Here is an 18,189-nt window from a genome sequence, read left to right as displayed (position 1 = left end):
TCGAACTCGCAGACCTGCCGGACGACTGCACCCCGCCCAAGGATGGATCGGCTCGCGGACGCAGTCGGCCGGGTCGAACGGCGTCCCCGCCACGCGCTCGGCGGCGTACTGCCGCTCCGAGAGCCCGTGCGGTCCCGGACCGATCGTCGCTGTTCACGCCTTGGAGGGGCCCCTGTGGGACTGCCGAGGTTCTGGCAGCACGCCCGGTGGGCGCCGGCCCGCCGACGCACTGGCGAACTGATCCGCGGCCGACCTACGCGCCATCGACGCGGCCGCGCGTGCCTCAGCTCGGGTATCTGCCTGGCGGTCCGGCGCGCCGGCCGAACCGCCGCCGCCTCGCCGCTAGCTGACGACCACAACCGTGATGGTGTAGGTCTGCTCATCCTGGGGGATGTGCACGGTGACCGTTCCGGGTCGGACGAACCGCAGGTCGACCACGCCGGCCTCATAGTTCTGGGACACCAGCGAACGGGGAGCCGCGGTCACGAGACCCGGCCCGATTCCCTGCAGACGCAGGACGCCACCGGTGTGGAAACACATGGACTTGATCAGGTCCAGCACGGTGTTGTGCAGGTCCAGGTCATGCCGGACGGCGCCGTAGCAGGTGGAGGTCGGACCGGTGGAGATCGGTTCGGATGAGTGGGCCGGTCCGGCGGTCCTGGTCTGCACCGGTCTCTGCCCGGCCGGCTGTCTCGCGAGACCGAGCTCGGGGCTCTCGGCCCGAGCCGGCGCATGGGGCGCCGTACTCGGGATCCGGACCGGGGCGGCGGACGCCTGGTTCGCGGCAGCCTGCGCGGGCCGCGGTGACACCGAGGAGTCGCCACAGGCGGCCAGCGTGACGGTGGCGATCGCGGCGATCGTACCGACAGCCGCACGACGGAACGTGGAGTGACGCATTTCTGCTCTCTCTTTCATCGACTTGAGGATCGGTCACTCAGTCAGTCACGTCCGCGCCGGCTTTTGTTCGCAGTCCTGCCTAGGTCATCTTTATCGGCGGCGCATTTCCGCCGGGTCCGGGCTACCTGGGCCGCGGTTCGGTCTCGTCGAGGCTGACGTACTGGGGCACGTCGTTGCGCAGCTGCTCCTGCATCGCCCGTACCTCGTCGGCCGAGACGCCGCGCAGGCAGGCCGGCAGGCCGCGCAGCACCTCCTCCAGGCCGAGTGCCCGGTTCGCGTTGTGGTGGTAGAACCGCAGCTCAGCCACGAAGTCGGCCATCAGCACCGTGGCCTTGGCCGGGTTCTCCCGCCACAGCCAGGTGAACACCGAACCGAACGAGTCGCCGAGCACTGCCGTGGTGCCCGGCTCCGAGTGCTCCAAGGTCAGCTCGGCCTCGTAGAACACGACGCTGACCAGCAGCTGATCGAGAATGTGCTCAGGTATCTCGCGGGTGTGCACATAGGCATCCTCTCTGGTGTACGCCACCCGTAGTGACCCGCCGCCCGCCGGTAGTTCTGTCGGGGCCGCGACAATCGCCGTCCCGCGCCGTCATCCGCCGGCGGGCACCGCGACCCGGTCAGCGGTCGTCTGCCGCGGGCCGGCCGCCGATTCACGCTGCCGGGGGATCAGCGCGGGCGATTCGCCGGCCGGCTCCGGCCCGCCCGGCTCTGATCCGGCCGACTCCGGCCCGCCCGGCGGCAGGCCGGCGGGCTGCGGCGTGGCCGGCTGCTGTCGACGGTGCCCGATCGCGAGGGCCGCCGCATAGCCGAAGGCGCAGGCGACCGGCAACCAGATCGGCGCCATCAGCCGGTGGTACTCGGTGTCGACCGGGTGGGCCAGGAGCATCAGCACCCCGGTCAGGCCGGTGAAGATCCACAGTGCCGCGACGGCGCGCATCCGGAGCACGAGCACGACGACCGTGAACAGGAATGCGGCCAGGGTGCCGGGCACGGCCAGTTCCAGGGCGAGCTGGTCCGGCCAGAAACTCAGGTTGCGCTCGATCAGCCAGCCGATCGGGTCGGCCACGTCGGGACGGGCCTTGAAATGGCGGGTCGCGAAGTCCTGGATCGTGTCGTTCAGGCCCGGCAGGTGCAGCACCCGGCTGAGCAGCTGCCAGCCCAGCGCGGCGAGCAGGCCGGTCGCGCCGAGCATCGCCCCGGGCCACCGGTGCCGCCGGCCGAGTGCCGTGAGGGCGCCGGCGGCGAGCAAGGTCAGGGCCATCGCCATCCCGCTGGCCGAGCGGACCGCGAACAGCCAGGCCAGCGCCGCGACCACGAGGAACAGCCCGGCCCGGCGGCCGCGCACCACCAGGGTGGCACCGAGCAGGACCGCGAGGTATCCGGCGAAGACGCCGCTCTCGGTGAGCATGCGGGTCATGGCGAAACCCGTCGGCAGGACGAAAAGAACGGTCGCGGCCAGCACCCCGGCCAGCCGCAGACCGCTGGCCAGCCAGACCGCCAGATACGCCAGTACGGCCGCGAGCAGCGCCAATATCAACGTCGCCGCCATCATGCCGGTCCACGATCCCAGCGTCGCCACGAATGGCGCGGCGAACAGCGGATAACCGGGCCGGCTGTGGAAGATCGCGGCGTATCGGGGCGAGAAACCGGCGGTCACGTAATTCGTGCAGGTCGGCTTCTCGCCGCGCGCCCGCGACGAGCGGTTCAGATCCCGGCACACCTGCGAGCCCGCCTCGATGCGGGCCACCTCGGGATCCGTACCGGTGAAGATCAGCGCCTGGCGCATGTACCAGAAGCTGTCCCCGGAGGCGACGCGCCTGGGATCTTCGTAGCGGGCCAGGAAAAGCAGACTGGCGATCACGACGACGAGCAGCACCCAGGCCGCCTCGATCAGGCCCCGCCGGGTGCGGGACCTCGACGGGCGCGGCCCGGCCCGATCAGCAACTACGGTTTCCACGTATGCACTCGATCCCCGTGATTGAGCATGACGATCAGCGGTCGCGCGCAGGCCGCGACCGCTGTTTCCGCGGCGCGCCCATTCCTGATCGCCCGCTGTCCCCCTAGACGCCGGACCGAGCATCGGCGGGCGACACGCAAGGGAAAGAATCCAAACCGAGTTGGTGATCCGGCCCGGTGTAGCCTCCGGCCGGGGAGGACAACGTGCCGAGGAACGCCGAGAGCCCCACGCTACGGGGGCGCCAACGTGAGCGGGACCTGCTCGACGGGCTGCTGCGCGACGTCCGGGCCGGGCACAGCCGGGTCCTGGTGCTGCGCGGGGAGGCCGGAGCCGGGAAGACCGCGCTGCTGGACCACCTGAGCGGGCACTCCCCCGGCAGCCGGGTCGTCCGCGCGGCCGGGGTCGAGCCCGAGTCGGAGATCGCGTACTCCGCGCTCCAACAGCTGTGCGCTCCCCTGCTGGACCATCTCGACCGGCTCGCCGAGCCGCAGCGGGCCGCGCTGGCCACCGCCTTCGGGCTCAGCTCCGGCAGCCCGCCGCAGGCCCTGCTCGTCGGGCTGGCCGTGCTGGGGCTGTTCGCCGAGGCCGCCGCCGACCAGCCGCTCGTCTGCGTGGTGGACGACGTGCAGTGGCTGGACCGGATGTCCGAGGTGGTGCTCACCTTCGTCGCCCGCCGGCTGGAGGCCGAGTCCGTCGCGCTGATCTTCGCTGCCCGCAGTCCCGGCGACGAGCAGCTCCTTCCCGGCCTGCCGGAGCTGAGGGTCGCCGGGCTGCCCGACGCGGACGCCCACGACCTGCTGGACTCGGTGCTGCCGGGCCCGGTCGACGCCCGGGTCCGCGAACGGATCGTCGCCGAGACGCGCGGCAACCCGCTCGCCCTGCTCGAACTGCCGCGCGACCTCACCCCGGCGGAGCTGGCGTTCGGGTTCGGCGCGCAGACGGCGATGCCGTTGCCGAGCCGGGTGGAGGAAGGCTTCCAGCGGCGCATCGCAGCGTTGCCGCCGGACACCCGCCGGCTGCTGCTCACCGCCGCCGTCGAGCCGGTCGGTGACGTGACGCTGTTGTGGCGCGCGCTCAAGCGGCTGGGCGTCGGCCCGGAGGCTGCGGCCCCGGCCGAGGCCGCCGGGCTGGTCGAGTTCGCCGCCCGTACGCGTTTCCGGCACCCGCTGGTGCGCTCCGCCTGCTGGCGGTCGGCCGACGCCGCCGAGCTGCGGGACGTGCACCGGGCCCTGGCCGAGGTGACCGACCCGGCGCAGGAGCCCGACCGCCGGGCCTGGCACCGCGCCCATGCCGCTGTGGGACCGGACGAGCAGGTCGCGGGCGAGCTGGAACGGTCGGCCGACCGGGCGTTGTCCCGCGGCGGTCGCTCCGCGGCGGCGACGTTCCTCGAACGCGCGGTGGAGCTGAGCCCGGACCCGAAGCCCCGCGCCGCGCGGGCACTCGCCGCGGCGCAGGCCCGGTTCGCTGCCGGGGCTCCGGCCCGGGTGCCCGGCCTGCTGGCCGCCGCCGAGCTGGGTCCGCTCGGTCCGCTGCAGCGGGCCCAAGTGGAGCGCTTGCGGGCCCAGGTCGCGTTCGCCCTGAACCGGGGGCGGGCGGCCGGGCCGCCGTTGCTGGCCGCCGCGCGCCGCCTGGAGGAGCTGGACCTGGCCGCGGCTCGTGAGACGTATCTGTCGGCGCTGGGGGCGGCCGTGCACGCGGGACGACTCGGAGGCGACGATCTGCGCCACGCGGCTGAGGCCGCCCGTGCGGTGCCCCCTGGGGCGGACGCTGCCGGCCTGCTGCTGACCGGCCTCACGACCTGGGCATTGGACGGGTACGCGTCCGCCGCACCGCAATTGCGCCAGGCCCTGGGGACGCTGACCGCCGATGAGGACCTCGGTCTGCTGTGGCTCGCCGTACCCGTCGCGCAGTTGCTCTGGGACGACGCGGCCTGGCACCGCCTCACCGAGCAGGCGGTCCGCGTCGCCCGCGCCACCGGCGCGATGTCGCTGCTGCCCACCGCGCTGGTCTTCCGGGCCGGCGCGCTGCTGCCGGCGGGCCGGTTCACCGACGCGTCGGACGTGCTCGACGAGGCTGCCGCCATCGGGCAGGCCACCGGGCTGCCGACACCACCCTCGGCCGCGCTCACCCTGGCAGCCCACCGCGGCCACGAGGCCCGCGCCCTGGAGCTGATCAACGCCACTGCCCGGGACGCAGACGCGCGCGGTGAGGGCGCGTTGCACGGCCTGGCCGGTCTGGCCGAAGCGGTGCTGTGCAACGGGCTCGGCCGGTACCAGGACGCGACGCGGGCCGCCCGCCGGGTGGTCGAGTACGAGGATCCCGGCGTGTACGCCTGCGCTCTGGCCGAGCTGGTCGAGGCCGCGACACGCGCCGGGGAGCCCGCGGTCGCCGCGGAAGCACGCGAGCGCCTCGCGGAGCGGACCAGCGCCGCCGGTACGGACTGGGCGTCCGGCACCCAGGCCGTCGCCGACGCGCTCGCGGGACCGGCGACCAAGGCCGAGGACCGCTATCGCGAGGCGATCGACCGCCTGACCGCCACCACCCGGCAGGAGGTGCAGGTGGCCCGGGCCCGCCTGCTCTACGGCGAATGGCTGCGCCGGGAGAACAGGCGCACCGACGCCCGCGCGCAGTTGCGCACGGCCCACGAGGCGTTCACCGCGATGGGGGCGGAGGGCTTCGCCGACCGGGCCGGGCGTGAGCTGGTCGCCACCGGCGAGACCGTCCACAAGCGGGTCCCCGGCGTCCGCGCCGAGCTGACCGCGCAGGAGGCGCAGATCGCCCGCCTGGCCGCGGCCGGACGCACCAACCCGGAGATCGGCACCGTCCTGTTCCTCAGCCCGCGCACCGTCGAGTGGCACCTGCGCAAGGTCTTCGGCAAGCTCGGTCTCGGCTCCCGCCGGGAACTGGCCGCGGCCCTGCGCGATGGTCCATAGTGTTCGGATGCCGCAGGGTCTGACGTACGCCAGCGCGGTCAAACTGCTCGGCGGGTCGAGCCCGCTGGTCACGGTCGCGGACAACCTGCTGGGTGGGGCGCTGAGCCTCGCCACGGCCGGCGGCAGCGAGGTCGCGCTCAGCCTCTTCGACGCCAAGGCCGAGGCGATCCGGCTCGGCCACCTGGTGGCCGGTCTGGCCGGGACGGTACGCGGACTGAGCCGCTACGACCGCAGCACGCGGCTGCAAGCAGCACACGGGGTCCTGGTCGTGACCGCGTACTTCGAAGCTCTCGACGACTGCCTCGGCACAGCCGGCATGGCCTCGCCCGGCTTCACCCGCGACGAGCAGCTCACCCTGGCCGCCGCCACCGAAGTGGCCGGTGACTGGCCCGCCCGGCTGCTCGCCGCGCCCATTCCGGTCCCGGCACCGGACCGCGGCTACGACGACCTGCTGGGCGACCTGCGGCAATGGTTCGCAGCGCTGGCGGCGAAGACCGTCGACCACCTCGGCGGCCTCGACGTCTGGGACAGCTCCGACGTGCGCACCCAGCGCCTGGTCGACAGCCTGCTGCGCACCGTGCTGCCGGACCGGGCCGTCGAGCGCTACGAGGAGGCGGCCCGCCGGCTGTCCGCCGAGCTGCCCGAGTTCGCGATCTGGATGCGCCGGCTCGAGGACCGGGCGGCGATGCGCGGCCTGCAGGCCCTGGAGGAGGCGCTGTTGCGGGCCACCTCCGGCCGCGATCCGGTACGGCTGCGCGCCGCCATCGCCGCCGCGTACCGGTCGGAGCTGGACCGTCCCATCCTCGGCGGCGACGCCGGTGACCTGATCATGCCGGCCCTCGGCGCGGCCTACATCGATCCGCGTTTCCGGGTGCAGGTGGCCGGAGCCGGGTCCCGGCCGGCCGAGCAGGACTGGTGGCAGGCGGAGCCGCGCGACGACCTGGCCGGCTTCCTGGCCACCTACGTGACCACCCCGCAGGCGGCGGACGTCCCGGTGCTGCTGCTGGGCCAGCCCGGCGCCGGTAAGTCCTCGCTGACCCGGATCCTGGCTGCCCGGCTGCCGGCCGCGGATTTCCTGGTCGTCCGGGTCGCCCTGCGCGACGTGCGCGCCGAGGCGGAGATCCAGGACCAGGTGGAGCAGGCGCTGCGCGACACCGTCGGCGAGACCGTGGCCTGGGCGGAGCTGGCCCGGTCGGCCGGCGGGGCGATGCCGGTCATCCTGCTCGACGGCTTCGACGAGCTGCTCCAGGCCACCGGCATCCACCAGTCCGACTACCTGCAGCGGGTGGCGGCGTTCCAGCAGCGTGAGGCGGTGCTCGGCCGGCCGGTGGCGGTGCTGGTGACGACCCGCGAGGCGGTCGCCGACCGGGCCCGCCTGCCGGCCGGGGGCCTGGTCGTACGGCTGGAGCCGTTCGCCGACGAGCAGCTCGAACGGTGGCTGGAGGTCTGGAACGGCACGAACGCCGAACGGCTGGCCGCGGCCGGACGGCGCCCGCTGTCGTCGGCGGTGTTGCGGCGCTTCCACGACCTGGCCGAGCAGCCGCTGCTGCTGCTGATGCTGGCGCTCTACGACGCCACGGGCAACGGCCTGCAGAGCGACGACGAGACCTTCGACATCGGCCAGCTCTACGAGCGGCTGCTCAGCGAGTTCGCCGACCGGGAGGTACGCCGGGTGCACGCCGGCCGCCCCGAGTCGGCGATGCCCGAGCTGATCGAGGCGGAGCTGCTGCGGCTGTCCGTCGTCGCGTTCGCGATGTTCCACCGCCTGCGGCTCTGGGCCACCACCGAGGAGCTCGACGCCGACCTGGCCGGGCTGGGCCTGCGGGCGTCGCGGGAGGCGGGCAGCGAGGGCTTCCGGGCGCCGATCACGGCCGGGCAGGAGATGGTCGGGCGGTTCTTCTTCATCCAGCGGGCCCAGGCCCACCAGGACGACCGGACCCGGCAGACGTACGAGTTCCTGCACGCCACGTTCGGCGAATACCTCGTGGCCCGGTTGGTCGTGCAGGCGTTGCGGGACGCGGCCGCGCGGGCCCGGGCCCGTACCCTGCGGCTCGGCCGGGCCGAGGAGGACGACCTGCTGCAGTCGCTGCTGGGCTTCACGCCGCTGAGTGCCCGCACCACGGTCCTGCCGTTCGCCACCGCTCTGCTGCGCGGCCCGGACACGGCGGAGGTCCGGGAGTGGCTGGTGGAGCGGCTGCGTACGGCGGTCACCCGGCCGCAGTATGTCCCGCGGGGATATCAGCCGGTCGACAAGCGCATCGACCACTGGATGGCGACCTACTCGTTCAACCTGATGCTGCTCACCCTGGCCTGCGGCGGACCGCTGCGGGCGTCGGAGCTGTTCCGCGCGGCCAGGGACCCGGCCGGCTGGCTGCGCGACACGGCCCTGCAATGGCGGGCGGCCGTTCCCGGGAGCATGTTCCTCGAGTCGCTCGAGCCGATCGCAGTCACCCGGACCTGGGCCGGCGACGGCCGCCGCGACCTGATCCTCGAGCACTCCCCCGGCACCGGCCTCGACGCCGTCGACCCGTTCTGGTCCCACGGTTTCGGCCCGGACTGGGAGTTCCGGGACGCGGACCCCGGCAGCGGCTTCAGCAACAATTTCCAGCTGCGCCCCGCGTTGACGTCGATGCAGCTGAGCGGCGCGCTCAGCGATGACGTGATGCGGCACGCCCTCGAGCCCTTGCTCGACCGTCTGCCAGAGGCGGTGGTGACCTTCGCCGTGCACGGGCACGATGACACGGAGTCCTTCGCCCGCATGCTGGTCCGCCTGTGGCTCGGCTCCGCCCTGGGCGACGAACCGGCCCGGCTGCTGCCCGCCTACTACCGGGTGGTCACCGCACTGGCAGGCCAGGGCTGGGGACCGGCCGACATGTCGAACGGCTCGCCCGGTCTGACCATCACCATGGTGTTGCACTGCCTCGCCACGGATGCGCACCGGCTGCCCTCCGCCCACGTCGTGCGGCTGGCCCTGCGGATCCGGTCGAGCGAGTGGTTCGACGACACCGTGCATCTGCTGCCGCTGGTGGAAAGCCTGCTGGCGGATCCAGCGCCGCTCGACGAGGGGCGGGCGGCGGTGATCGGCAGTCAGCTGTCCGGCCTGGCGGCGCTGGTCGGCCAGATGTCGCCGGAGGACTGCCTGAGCCTGCTGAACGCGTTGTCGCGCGCCCGGTTCGCGGCTCCGCGGGAGACCATGGCCGCGATCGACGAGCGTCTGGCGGCACCGGCTTTCCGGGCCACTCCCGATCTCCACGCCCGCCTGCGGGAAACCCGTGAACGGCTACCCGAGCTCTGAGGCGGCCGGCACCTCGTCGCGCAGGCCGACGCAGTCGTACTCCCAGAACGTGGACGGGTAGACGAACGTGCCGGTCATCCAGGGCTCGTAGGCGGACAACCGCACGACCTGGAAGCCGGCGTCCGGAACGCGCAACGAGGGCTTGCCGAAGCTGAGCTCCCCAGCGGGGACGAACCCGTGACGGGAGTAGTAACGCGGATCGCCTTCGAGGAAGACCAGCGGAACGCCACGCTCGTCGAGGTGCCGCAGCGCGGCGCGGACGAGGGCCGAGCCGATCCCACGGCGTTGCCAGGGCGGCGAGACCGCGAGCGGGCTCAACGTCTTCACCTCGACCAGCCGCTGCGGGGCGTCGACCCAGGCCCGGCTGACCATGACATGCCCGACGACCTCGCCGCCCTCCTCGGCCACCAGGGAGAGTGCGGACGGGTCGTCGCGACGCAGGGCGTCGACCAGCTGGGCGACCGTGTCGCCGTGCCCGGGGCCGAACCCACTGCGATGGGCGGCGGCCACCGCGGCGTGGTCACGCGCCTGCTCACGGCGAAGGGACATGGCGGCAAGTTAACGGCCCTGGCCCCGGCCGCCAACCGATTATCCGCCGTATGCTGCCGGCGATGGCTCACACCCATGAGCTGGTCTACACCGGCCGCCGGCTGGTGAAGCGCTACACCTCGTGGGAGCGCGGCGAGCACGTGCGCGAGTGGTCGGTGTCGCAGCGGGTGCATCACCACCTTCCGTACCTGGTGCCGCGGCCGAGGGACATCACCCGGAGTCAGAGCGCCGAACTCGCCGCGGCGATCACAGCGCTCTGGGACGTGCCCAGTGCCGGCCTCGCGGGCGTCAAGCCGTGGTCGTCTGGCGATCCTCGTGGAGCACGTGTCCTGGCGCGACACCGATTGTGGACCGCTGCTGACGATGATCCCCGTCGACGAGCGGCGCTTTCTGGCGGCTCGCCGGCTGTGGGCGATGTTCTGGCTGGGGCTACTGCTGAGCCGGTAGCGAATCTGCCGGCGCTCAGGGCTGCAGGGGCCTGCGGCGGGGCCGGACCACCCGGTGGGTGATGCGCCAGCCGGCGGTCGTGCGTTCGACGGTGTCGTCGTAGGTGACGCTGCCCGCTGAGCCGTCCGCCCTGATGCCGAGTCCCTTGGACGTGGCGTGCACGGTCCCGTCGCTCACCTCGTGCAGGACGATGTTGGTCACGTGGTGCGCCACCGGGTTGCCGTCGCCCAGAGCCAGAGCAGCCTCGCGGGTCGCCGCCCATCCCACCAGCACGCCGCCGCCGAGGGCGGTCACGTCGTACGCGGCGTCCTCGGTGAACACGGCGGCCAGCCCGGCGAAGTCGCCGCGGTCGATCAGGTGGCCGTGCAGGTTGATCAGGTCGGTGATGGCGAACCGGTCGTCGGCGGTCAGAGCCATGGCGGCACGGTACCGCACTGATCACCGGCACTGGCGGCAGTGGGCGCTCGCCGACGGGCAGAACTCGCGGCCGACGGCCAGCGCCACCGTGCGGACGGCCGGGCCGATCGCGTGGGGATTGAGCCGGCCCGACCAGCCCGAGACCGCGACGGCGGCCACCGGGTGCCCGTCGGCGTGCAGGATCGCGCAGGCGACGCCGCCGACTCCCGGGCCGGATTCCTCGCTCTCGTAGGCCAGTCCTGACTCGCGTACCTGGCTCAGCTGCCGTCGCAGGGACGCCGGCGTCAGCACTGTGCGCGGCCCGAGCGCCGCCAGCGGGCGGGCGCAGACCAGGTTGACGGCCGCCTCGTCGCTGCAGGCCAGCAGCGCCTTGCCGGCCGCACAGGCGTGCGCCGGCAGCCGGCCACCGGACGCCGGCGGCTCCGGGGTGTCCCGGCCGCGCAAGATCTCGAGGTGTACGACGTCAGCCCCGTCCAGAACCGCCAGCTGCACCGACTGCCGCGTCGCCTCCCGCAGGTCCACCAGGTACGGCAACGCGACCGCCCGCAGGTCCCGGCGGCGCAGGGTCAGCCTGCCGAGCTCGGCCAGTCGCAGTCCCAGGTGCAGGTGGGCGCCGCGGCGTTCCAGGAAGCCGTACGTCACCAGCTCGGTCACCAGCCGGGAGGTCGTCGACTTGGGCAGGCCGCAGCGCCGGCTGATCTCGCTGAGCCGCAGTTCGCGGTGTTCCGGGTCGAACGCGCCGAGCACCGCCGACACCCGGGCCACGGCCACGTCGGGGATGTTCCGCTCAGCGGCACGTTCCATCGCAGCTCCCTTGACAGGCCCGCACCCTCGTCGCTTACTAACGTACCAGTTCGTACATCGAGTGCCGTTGATCAGCGTCCCCAGCCACGACGGGAGCTTCATGCCCATGAAACCTTGCCGGTACGGCCTCATCGGTGCGGGCATCGGCGCCTCGCTGTCACCGTCGCTGCACGAGACCGAGGGCCGGCACCACGGGCTGGACCTGTCGTACGAGCTGATCGACATCGCCGAGCCGGGTACGCCGGACGACCTGGGCCACCTGCTCGCCGGGGCGCAGTCCGACGGGTTCGCCGGCGTCAACATCACCCACCCGTTCAAGCAGCGGGTCGTCGGCCTGCTCGACGAGCTCTCCCCGCAGGCGCGCGACATCGGCGCGGTCAATACGGTCGTCTTCCGGCACGGCCGGCGGCTGGGTCACAACACCGACGCGTACGGCTTCGCCGAGTCGTTCCGCCGGGGGCTGCCGGGCGCGGCGGTCGGCCGGGTGGTGCAGCTCGGTGCCGGCGGCGCCGGCGCGGCCTGCGCGTTCGCCCAGCTCAGCGGGGGCGTCGAGCAGCTGACCGTGGTCGATCCGGACGCCGATCAGCGGGGCCTGCTGGCCGAGGCGCTGAGCCTGCGCTTCGAGGTCGAGCGCATCGCGGTGGCGGCGCCCGACGAGCTGGCCGCGGTGCTGGCCGCGGCCGACGGCCTGGTCAACGCGAGCCCGGTCGGCATGGAGGCCAGCCCCGGGCTGCCGTTGCCGGTCACGCTGCTGCACCCGGGCCTGTGGGTGGTCGACATCATCTATCTGCCGGTGGAGACCCGGCTGCTGCGCGCCGCCCGGGCCGAGGGCCTGCGGGCCATCGGAGGCGCCGCCATGTGCGTGTTCCAGGCCGCCGCCGCGTTCGAGCTCTTCACCGGGTGCACCCCCGACACCGGGCGGATGCTCGCCCACCTCAACCTGCTGCTGCAAGGCAGCGGGCGCCACATCCACGCCTGACCCGTCCCCCGCCCCGCCCCCACACCGTTGGAGTGACCGATGAGCCGACCGACGCAACGCGCAGACCGGACCGTGCCTCCCGACGGGCACCCCACCAGCCGGAACCTTCCCGAGCCGATGTCGTTGCGCCGCATGGTCGGCCCGGGCGTCGTGGCGGTCGGCATCGGCATGGCGGCCGGGGAGATCATCCTGTGGCCGTACCTCACCGCGATCGGCGGGCTGGGCCTGCTCTGGCTGGCCTTCGCCACCCTGGCCGTGCAGTTCGTCATCAACATGGAGATCGAGCGCTACACCCTGGCCACCGGGCAGACCGCCGTCGCCGGCTTCTCCCGCTGGTGGAAGGGCTGGGGCATCATCATCTGCCTGGCCGGCGCCTTCCAGTACGTGTGGCCGGGCTGGGCCACCAGCGGCTCCACGGTGTTCACCTACCTGGCCGGCGGGGGCGATCCGGTCTGGATCACCGTGGGCGTGCTGGCTGCCATCGGTGTCCTGCTGTCGCTGTCGAAGGTCATCTACAAGACCGTCGAGCGGGTCGAGGTCGTCAAGGTCGGCCTGACGCTGTTCTTCCTGGCCGTGGTCGTGGTCTTCGTCATCTCCCTGCCCACCTGGGGTGAGGGCGCGCGGGAGACCGTCACCGGCTTCGGGCAGATCCCCGAGGGCATCACCTTCACCCTGCTGCTCAGCGCGATCGGTGCCGCGGGCGCCGGCGGCGTGCACAACCTGGTGCTCAGCAACTGGATCCGCGACAAGCGGTACGGCATGGGCGCGCACGTCCCCCGGCTCATCTCCCCCATCACCGGCCAGGAGGAGGCCGCCGGCAGCGACCGGTACACCTTCCCCCAGGACGACGAGAACCTGGCTCGCTGGCGGGTCTGGTGGAAGCGCGCCAACATCGAACACTTCTTCGCGTTCCTGCTGGTCTGCTTCCTGACCATCACGATCATGAGCCTGCTGGCCTACGAGACCCTGTTCGGCCGCGACGACCTCAAGTCCGACCCGTCGTTCCTGCGGATCGAGGGTGACGTGCTGGCCACGGAGGTCGGCGGCTGGCTGAAGCTGCTGTTCTTCGCGATCGCCGCCGTCTCGCTGTGGGCCGCCGCGATGGGGCTGCTCGACGTCATCGGCCGGGTGGCCAGCGACTTCGTCCGCCGCAACCACCTGGCCGGCTCGGCCCGCTGGACCGAGGCCCGGCTCTACCTGGCCGTGGTCTGGGGCGAGATCGTCCTGGGCTCGCTGATCCTGCTGGCCGGCTTCACCCAGCCGCTCGGCCTGCTGATCGTGTCGACCTGCGCCGCCTCGGTGGTGACCCTGCTGTACTCGGTGCTGCTCGTACGGCTCAACCGCAGGGACCTGCCCGCGGCCATCCGGATCGGCGGCTGGCGGCTGGGTGGGCTGCTGGTGGCGATCGGCTTCTACGGCTTCTTCGCCGTGGCGATGGTGGTGACCCAGCTGCAGAAACTCTGAGGACCCCGATCAGCTCGCCGACAGCCGCAGGTGGCGGTGGGCGGCCATCCGTACGGGTGCGTTGGCTTCGCCGAAGCCGTCGTAACCGCCCCGGCGCTGGAGGATCTCGAAGAAGACCCGCCCGCCGTAGACCGGGGTGTACAGGTGGAACAGCTCACCGCCGGCGGAGTCCCGGTCGTAGAGGATGCCGTGGCGGCGTAGCCGCGCGACGAGATCGCCGGGCAGGGCGAAGCGCGCGACCAGGTCGGCGTAGTAGTTGTCCGGCACCGGCATCGCCGGGCCGCCCAGCCGGTCGACGGCCGCGGCGGTGGCGAAGATGTCGGCGGTGGCGAAGGCGACGTGCTGCGGATCCACCACGGCCGGCGCCCACTCGCCGCGGCGCAGCAGGGCCACGGTCAGCGCCAGCCGGATCGTCCGGTGCGCGGTGCTGAACGCCCGCGAGCGCATGAGCCCGAACGGCGCCGCGTACTCCTCGGTGGTCAGCTGGGTCAGCCCGAGCACCGAGTGGTAGAACAGCCCCGCCTCGTCGAAGTGGTCGAAGGGCTGGGCCAGCCCGAGATGATCGGTGCCCCGCAGCCCGGCGTCCACGGTGGGCTGCTCCCCGGTGGCCAGGAAGTCGGCCCGCCAGTCGTTGTCGTCGGCACTGAAGAACACCGAGGTCCCGTCCGGGGCGGCCACCGCGGCCAGGTCCGCCTCCCGCACCCCCCGGGCCCGGGGCAGGGCCGGGGCGAGCAGGGCCTCGGCGCGCGCCCGGGACCGTTGCGGGTCGGCGCTGGTGAGTGCGAAGGCGCTGAGGGCGGCGGTGCCCGGACTCTGCGGGCGGGTGACCGCGCTGTTGAGGATGACGCGGCACGCTCCCTGCTCCCACAGCTCGACCGGCTTGGAGCGGTGCTGGCCGGTGTGGGCGAAGCCGAGCCCCCGCAACGCCTCCTGCAGCACGGGTCCGGAACGGCCGTCCACCGTGAACTCACTGAACGCGTGCACCGACAGCGGTGGCGCGGCCGGCAGGCGGCGTACCTCGATCGCCGGTGACTGCGCCGGAAGACCGTCCTCCAGGCTGATCAGCGAGCGCATCGCGTCGACGGCCGTACGCCGGGGGTCGGCCTGCCGGAAGACGTCGTTGAACACCTCCAGCGACAGCGGCCCGGTGTAGCCGGCGGCGAGCACCCGCTGGACGAAGCCGGTGAGGTCGAACGTGCCCTGGCCCGGGAAGAGCCGGTGGTGCCGGCTCCACTGCAGGACGTCCATGCGCAGGTGCGGCGCGTCGGCCAGCTGGAGAAAGAAGATCTTGCCCGGCGTGATCCGCGCGATGTCGTCGGTGCCGGCCTGACGCGACAGCACGTGGAAGGAATCCAGGCACAGGCCGAGCGCGGGGTGATCGGCCTGCCGCACGATCCGCCACGAGCGGTCCCAGGTGGACACGTGCCGTCCCCAGGCCAGCGCCTCGTAGGCGATGCGCATCCCCCGGGCCTGGGCCCGGTCGGCCAGCAGGGCGAGCTGCTCGGCGGCGAGAGCGTCGTCGTCGATCGCGGCCGGGGAGACCGACGAGCAGACCAGGACGGTGTCGGCGCCCAGCTCGGCCATGACGTCGAACTTGTGCTCCGCGCGGGCCAGATTGGCCGCCAGCAGCGGCGCGGGGACCGCCTCGAAGTCGCGCAACGGCTGGTACAGCTCGATGCCCAGCCCGAGGTCGGCGCACCGGGCCCGCACCTCGGCCGGCGACCAGGGGGCCACCACCAGGTCGTTCTCGAACAGCTCGATGCCGTCGAAGCCGGCCGCGGCGGCCGCGGCGATCTTGTCGTCGAGCGTCCCGGAGACACACACCGTCGCGATCGAGCGGCGCAGGCGGCCCGCGGTCATCGGCCTCAGCTCCCGGACCGGCCGAGGTAGCCCACAACCATGTCGGCCAGCATGGTCCGGTAGCGGGCGCGGGCGGACGGGTCGAGCAGGTCGCGGCCGAACAGGGCGCCGAAGGTGTGCCGGTTGGCCACCCGGAAGAAGCAGAACGCGCTGATCATCATGTGCACGTCCAGCGCGTCCACGTCCGCGCGGAAGGTGCCGTCGCGCTGGCCCCGGGACAGCGCGTCCTGCAGGACGCCGATCGCCGAGCTGTTGAGGTCGACCAGCCGGGCGACCTTGGACATGTTCCTCGCCTGCTGGGAGTTCTCCACCCCGACCAGCTTGATGAACGTGGGGTGCGCCTCGAGGTGGTCGAAGGTGACCTCCGCGATGCGGCGGATGGCGGCCACCGGCGCCAGGTGCTCGACGTCGACGGTGCGTTCGGCCGCCCGGATCTCCGCGTACGCTCGCTCCAGCACCGCCAGGTAGAGCTGCTCCTTGCCGCCGAAGTAGTAGTAGATCATCCGTTTGGTGGTGCGCGTCCGCGCCGCGATCTCGTCCACACGGGCACCGCTGTAGCCCTGGTCGGCGAACTCCCGGGTGGCCACGTCGAGGATGTCCGTACGGGTACGCCCGGCGTCGCGCCGGCGGTCGGCCTCGGGTTCTGGTGCCGCTCCCCGGCTCATCACGCTCCTTGTATACGAACTAGTCCGTACATCATGCCTCATGAATCCGTGAGGCACGGCCACGGCCCGGCGTACCGTGAAAGAGCGTGCGACGGCCCGGCCGGCGACGCAGAGAGGTCTCCCCTGATGGCCCGCTTCGACGTGTCCCTCGACGTGCGCGCTCCAGCCTCCCGCGTGTGGGCGGAGCTGGTGGACTGGCGCAAGCACGCCGACTGGGCGCCACTGACGAGCGTGCGCATCACCAGCGCCCGCCCCGACGGGGTGGGCGCCGTATTCGTGGCCCGCACCGGGATCGGCCCGCTCGGCTTCGACGACCCGATGACCGTGGTGCGCTGGGAGCCGCCCGCCGGCGACGCCCCGGACGACGCACCCGGCCGCTGCGACGTGGAGAAGCACGGCCGGGTCGTGCACGGCCGGGCCTGGTTCGTAGTCACCCCGCTGCCGGGCGGCCGCAGCCGGGTGGTGTGGAGCGAGGACATCACGGTCAGCCCGCACCGGCTGACCCGGCTGACCGCTCCCCTGCTGTCCGCCGTCGGCAAGGTCGGCTTCGCCCAGGTGCTGCGCTCGATGGCACGCGAGGCCGAACGCCCCCTCGGCCGGGCCTGACGCCCGCGGCGTCAGCCGCGCTTGAGCCAGTGGTCCAGCCAGGCGAAGGCCTCGTCCTGCATCTCGCGGACGAAGACGTGGCCGAGACCCGGCCACACCTTGGTGCTCAGGCGGTGCCGCGCCCGTTGGGAGGCCCACACGGCCTGCATTTTCGCGTACGCGACCTCGACGCCCGCCGCGGTGAAGAGCGGATCGCTCTCCCCGTCGAGCAGCATCATCGGCCGGGGTGCGGCAATGCTGGCCACGTCCGGGATGTCGAGGTAGCGGGGCAGGCCGGGGTGCAGCATGAAGAACGCCGACTGCCCGCGCAGCGTGTTGTTGCCCGGGACCATCATCTCCTTGAGCCCGGTCATCCAGCAGGCCGAGACGGTGGCCGCGATGTCGTCGGAGAGGGCCGCGACCTGCCACGCCCGGTAGCCGCCCAGGGAGAAGCCGACGGCGGCGATCCGGCGGCGGTCGACCTCGGGCAGCGTGGCGAGCATGGCGGCGGCGCGGACGTCCTCCCGTGCCATCAGCCCGGACAGCGACGACCCCAGATTGAAGAGGTTGCTGGCCAGTGCCTGCTGCCCTTCGTAGGTCAGCCCACCCCGGTCGCCCCAGCCGAGGGCGTCGACGGCCAGGACCGCGTACCCCCGGCGGGCCAGCTCGTCGCCGACGAACCGGCCGGAGAAGTACCGCTGCGACCAGGCCTGCGCCGACGCCCGGCGGGTGTCGTCGTACCAGGGTTCGATCAGCTTCTCCTTGCCGATGTCGAACTTCGCGCCGTGGTCGTGCAACAGCAACGCCGCCGGGAACGGCCCCGGCCCGTCCGGGATCAGCATCGACGCCCGGACCCGGCTGTGCCGGGTGACGTTGAAGAGCACCAGGCGCCGCCGGTAGCCGTCGTGAGCCTGCTCGTCGGCGATCTCGACGTCGAAGGGCGAGCCGTCCTCGGGCTGCCACAGCAGCTCCTCGACCTTGGCACGGGCCCGCCGCTGCCAGGTCCGGAAGCCGAGCCGGCGATTGCGGCTCCAGGCCAGCGGGAAGTCCAGCTCGGCCTTGAGCTGCTCGGCGAAGACGGGCAGCCCGCCGTCGACCACCGCAGGCCCCTCGAATTCCGGGGCGGCGAACCCGGCCGCGCCGGCCGCTGCCGCGAGATCCGGGGCCGGCAGCCGGCCCGACGCCAGGGCCAGCGTCGGCAGAGTGACGAACGCGCGGCGCTTCATCCATTCCCCTTTGTCGATGGATGTCGACCGTAGAAGCGGCGCCGCACCGCTGTCAACGCCGCCCCGCGCGAGCCGGACGGGTGCCGCGGCCGGACCGCGGCACCCGGTGGC

Annotated in this window: 15 protein-coding genes; 6 read left to right on the top strand and 9 right to left on the bottom strand. The window is 72.9% G+C overall.

Translation table 11 applies throughout. The features are described 5' to 3' along the window. Nucleotides 1–342: 342 nt before the first annotated feature. From ACZ6S4_RS28835 to ACZ6S4_RS28825, 3 genes are all read right to left on the bottom strand, one after another. Nucleotides 343–897, bottom strand: coding sequence for a hypothetical protein (locus ACZ6S4_RS28835; RefSeq protein WP_465477903.1), 555 nt, complete (start codon nt 895–897; stop codon nt 343–345). 121 nt (nt 898–1,018) lie between these two features. Beyond that, entirely contained in the window at nt 1,019–1,423 is a 405-nt protein-coding gene (locus ACZ6S4_RS28830; RefSeq protein ID WP_465477902.1) for a hypothetical protein, read from the bottom strand. Between the two features lie 63 nt (nt 1,424–1,486). Beyond that, nucleotides 1,487–2,854 (bottom strand): hypothetical protein, encoded by a 1,368-nt coding sequence (locus tag ACZ6S4_RS28825; RefSeq protein WP_465477901.1) that lies wholly within the window; start codon nt 2,852–2,854, stop codon nt 1,487–1,489. Between the two features lie 203 nt (nt 2,855–3,057). Here ACZ6S4_RS28825 and ACZ6S4_RS28820 point away from each other — a divergent pair, with 203 nt between their 5' ends. Both ACZ6S4_RS28820 and ACZ6S4_RS28815 read left to right on the top strand, forming a co-directional pair. Then, a complete protein-coding gene (locus tag ACZ6S4_RS28820; protein ID WP_465477900.1) occupies nt 3,058–5,787 on the top strand; it encodes an ATP-binding protein in 2,730 nt (909 codons plus the stop codon). Nucleotides 5,788–5,794: 7 nt separating this feature from the next. Then, nucleotides 5,795–9,082, top strand: coding sequence for an NACHT domain-containing protein (locus ACZ6S4_RS28815; protein ID WP_465477899.1), 3,288 nt, complete (start codon nt 5,795–5,797; stop codon nt 9,080–9,082). Here the strand turns inward: ACZ6S4_RS28815 and ACZ6S4_RS28810 are convergent. After that, nucleotides 9,068–9,631 carry a GNAT family N-acetyltransferase gene (locus ACZ6S4_RS28810; protein ID WP_465477898.1) on the bottom strand — a complete coding sequence of 188 codons (564 nt, stop codon included), beginning with the start codon at nt 9,629–9,631 and terminating at the stop codon, nt 9,068–9,070. The two genes, ACZ6S4_RS28815 and ACZ6S4_RS28810, sit on opposite strands and share 15 nt — an antisense overlap. Nucleotides 9,632–9,946: 315 nt before the next feature. Between ACZ6S4_RS28810 and ACZ6S4_RS28805 the strand changes: the two genes are divergently transcribed. Beyond that, nucleotides 9,947–10,078 (top strand): hypothetical protein, encoded by a 132-nt coding sequence (locus ACZ6S4_RS28805; protein WP_465477897.1) that lies wholly within the window; start codon nt 9,947–9,949, stop codon nt 10,076–10,078. 15 nt (nt 10,079–10,093) lie between these two features. Here the strand turns inward: ACZ6S4_RS28805 and ACZ6S4_RS28800 are convergent, their stop codons facing one another. Next, nucleotides 10,094–10,495 carry a nuclear transport factor 2 family protein gene (locus tag ACZ6S4_RS28800; RefSeq protein ID WP_465477896.1) on the bottom strand — a complete coding sequence of 134 codons (402 nt, stop codon included), beginning with the start codon at nt 10,493–10,495 and terminating at the stop codon, nt 10,094–10,096. 21 nt (nt 10,496–10,516) lie between these two features. Further along, a complete protein-coding gene (locus ACZ6S4_RS28795) occupies nt 10,517–11,299 on the bottom strand; it encodes an IclR family transcriptional regulator (protein ID WP_465477895.1) in 783 nt (260 codons plus the stop codon). A gap of 106 nt (nt 11,300–11,405) precedes the next feature. Here ACZ6S4_RS28795 and ACZ6S4_RS28790 point away from each other — a divergent pair, with 106 nt between their 5' ends. Together ACZ6S4_RS28790 and ACZ6S4_RS28785 are read left to right on the top strand one after the other, a co-directional pair. Further along, complete coding sequence (locus ACZ6S4_RS28790; protein WP_465477894.1) at nt 11,406–12,278, top strand: shikimate dehydrogenase; 873 nt, start codon at nt 11,406–11,408, stop codon at nt 12,276–12,278. A 39-nt stretch (nt 12,279–12,317) separates the two neighbouring features. Then, nucleotides 12,318–13,742 (top strand): Nramp family divalent metal transporter, encoded by a 1,425-nt coding sequence (locus ACZ6S4_RS28785; RefSeq protein ID WP_465477893.1) that lies wholly within the window; start codon nt 12,318–12,320, stop codon nt 13,740–13,742. A gap of 9 nt (nt 13,743–13,751) precedes the next feature. Here ACZ6S4_RS28785 and ACZ6S4_RS28780 read toward each other — a convergent pair whose 3' ends face one another. Together ACZ6S4_RS28780 and ACZ6S4_RS28775 are read right to left on the bottom strand one after the other, a co-directional pair. Further along, nucleotides 13,752–15,602, bottom strand: coding sequence for a bifunctional sugar phosphate isomerase/epimerase/4-hydroxyphenylpyruvate dioxygenase family protein (locus ACZ6S4_RS28780; protein WP_465477892.1), 1,851 nt, complete (start codon nt 15,600–15,602; stop codon nt 13,752–13,754). A gap of 5 nt (nt 15,603–15,607) precedes the next feature. After that, entirely contained in the window at nt 15,608–16,267 is a 660-nt protein-coding gene (locus tag ACZ6S4_RS28775) for a TetR/AcrR family transcriptional regulator (protein ID WP_465477891.1), read from the bottom strand. Between the two features lie 126 nt (nt 16,268–16,393). On the opposite strand from ACZ6S4_RS28775, the gene ACZ6S4_RS28770 reads away from it, so the two are divergent. Beyond that, nucleotides 16,394–16,873 carry an SRPBCC family protein gene (locus tag ACZ6S4_RS28770; protein WP_465477890.1) on the top strand — a complete coding sequence of 160 codons (480 nt, stop codon included), beginning with the start codon at nt 16,394–16,396 and terminating at the stop codon, nt 16,871–16,873. 11 nt (nt 16,874–16,884) lie between these two features. Here ACZ6S4_RS28770 and ACZ6S4_RS28765 read toward each other — a convergent pair whose 3' ends face one another. Continuing rightward, complete coding sequence (locus tag ACZ6S4_RS28765) at nt 16,885–18,078, bottom strand: dienelactone hydrolase family protein (RefSeq protein WP_465477889.1); 1,194 nt, start codon at nt 18,076–18,078, stop codon at nt 16,885–16,887. Between the last annotated feature and the right edge of the window lie 111 nt (nt 18,079–18,189).

Source organism: Actinoplanes sp. NPDC051405, assembly GCF_055586185.1.
The sequence above is the reverse complement of the archived record's forward strand: the minus strand, read 5'-3'. Positions and strand labels throughout refer to the sequence as shown.

What these genes read in the sequence shown, in the direction of transcription:
- ACZ6S4_RS28800 (WP_465477896.1), bottom strand. Translation starts at nt 10,495, where the DNA reads ATGGCTCTGACCGCCGACGACCGGTTCGCCATCACCGACCTGATCAAC.
- ACZ6S4_RS28785 (WP_465477893.1), top strand. Translation starts at nt 12,318, where the DNA reads ATGAGCCGACCGACGCAACGCGCAGACCGGACCGTGCCTCCCGACGGG.
- ACZ6S4_RS28780 (WP_465477892.1), bottom strand. Translation starts at nt 15,602, where the DNA reads ATGACCGCGGGCCGCCTGCGCCGCTCGATCGCGACGGTGTGTGTCTCC.
- ACZ6S4_RS28770 (WP_465477890.1), top strand. Translation starts at nt 16,394, where the DNA reads ATGGCCCGCTTCGACGTGTCCCTCGACGTGCGCGCTCCAGCCTCCCGC.
- ACZ6S4_RS28765 (WP_465477889.1), bottom strand. Translation starts at nt 18,078, where the DNA reads ATGAAGCGCCGCGCGTTCGTCACTCTGCCGACGCTGGCCCTGGCGTCG.
- ACZ6S4_RS28810 (WP_465477898.1), bottom strand. Translation starts at nt 9,631, where the DNA reads ATGTCCCTTCGCCGTGAGCAGGCGCGTGACCACGCCGCGGTGGCCGCC.
- ACZ6S4_RS28835 (WP_465477903.1), bottom strand. Translation starts at nt 897, where the DNA reads ATGCGTCACTCCACGTTCCGTCGTGCGGCTGTCGGTACGATCGCCGCG.
- ACZ6S4_RS28775 (WP_465477891.1), bottom strand. Translation starts at nt 16,267, where the DNA reads ATGAGCCGGGGAGCGGCACCAGAACCCGAGGCCGACCGCCGGCGCGAC.
- ACZ6S4_RS28790 (WP_465477894.1), top strand. Translation starts at nt 11,406, where the DNA reads ATGAAACCTTGCCGGTACGGCCTCATCGGTGCGGGCATCGGCGCCTCG.
- ACZ6S4_RS28815 (WP_465477899.1), top strand. Translation starts at nt 5,795, where the DNA reads ATGCCGCAGGGTCTGACGTACGCCAGCGCGGTCAAACTGCTCGGCGGG.
- ACZ6S4_RS28795 (WP_465477895.1), bottom strand. Translation starts at nt 11,299, where the DNA reads ATGGAACGTGCCGCTGAGCGGAACATCCCCGACGTGGCCGTGGCCCGG.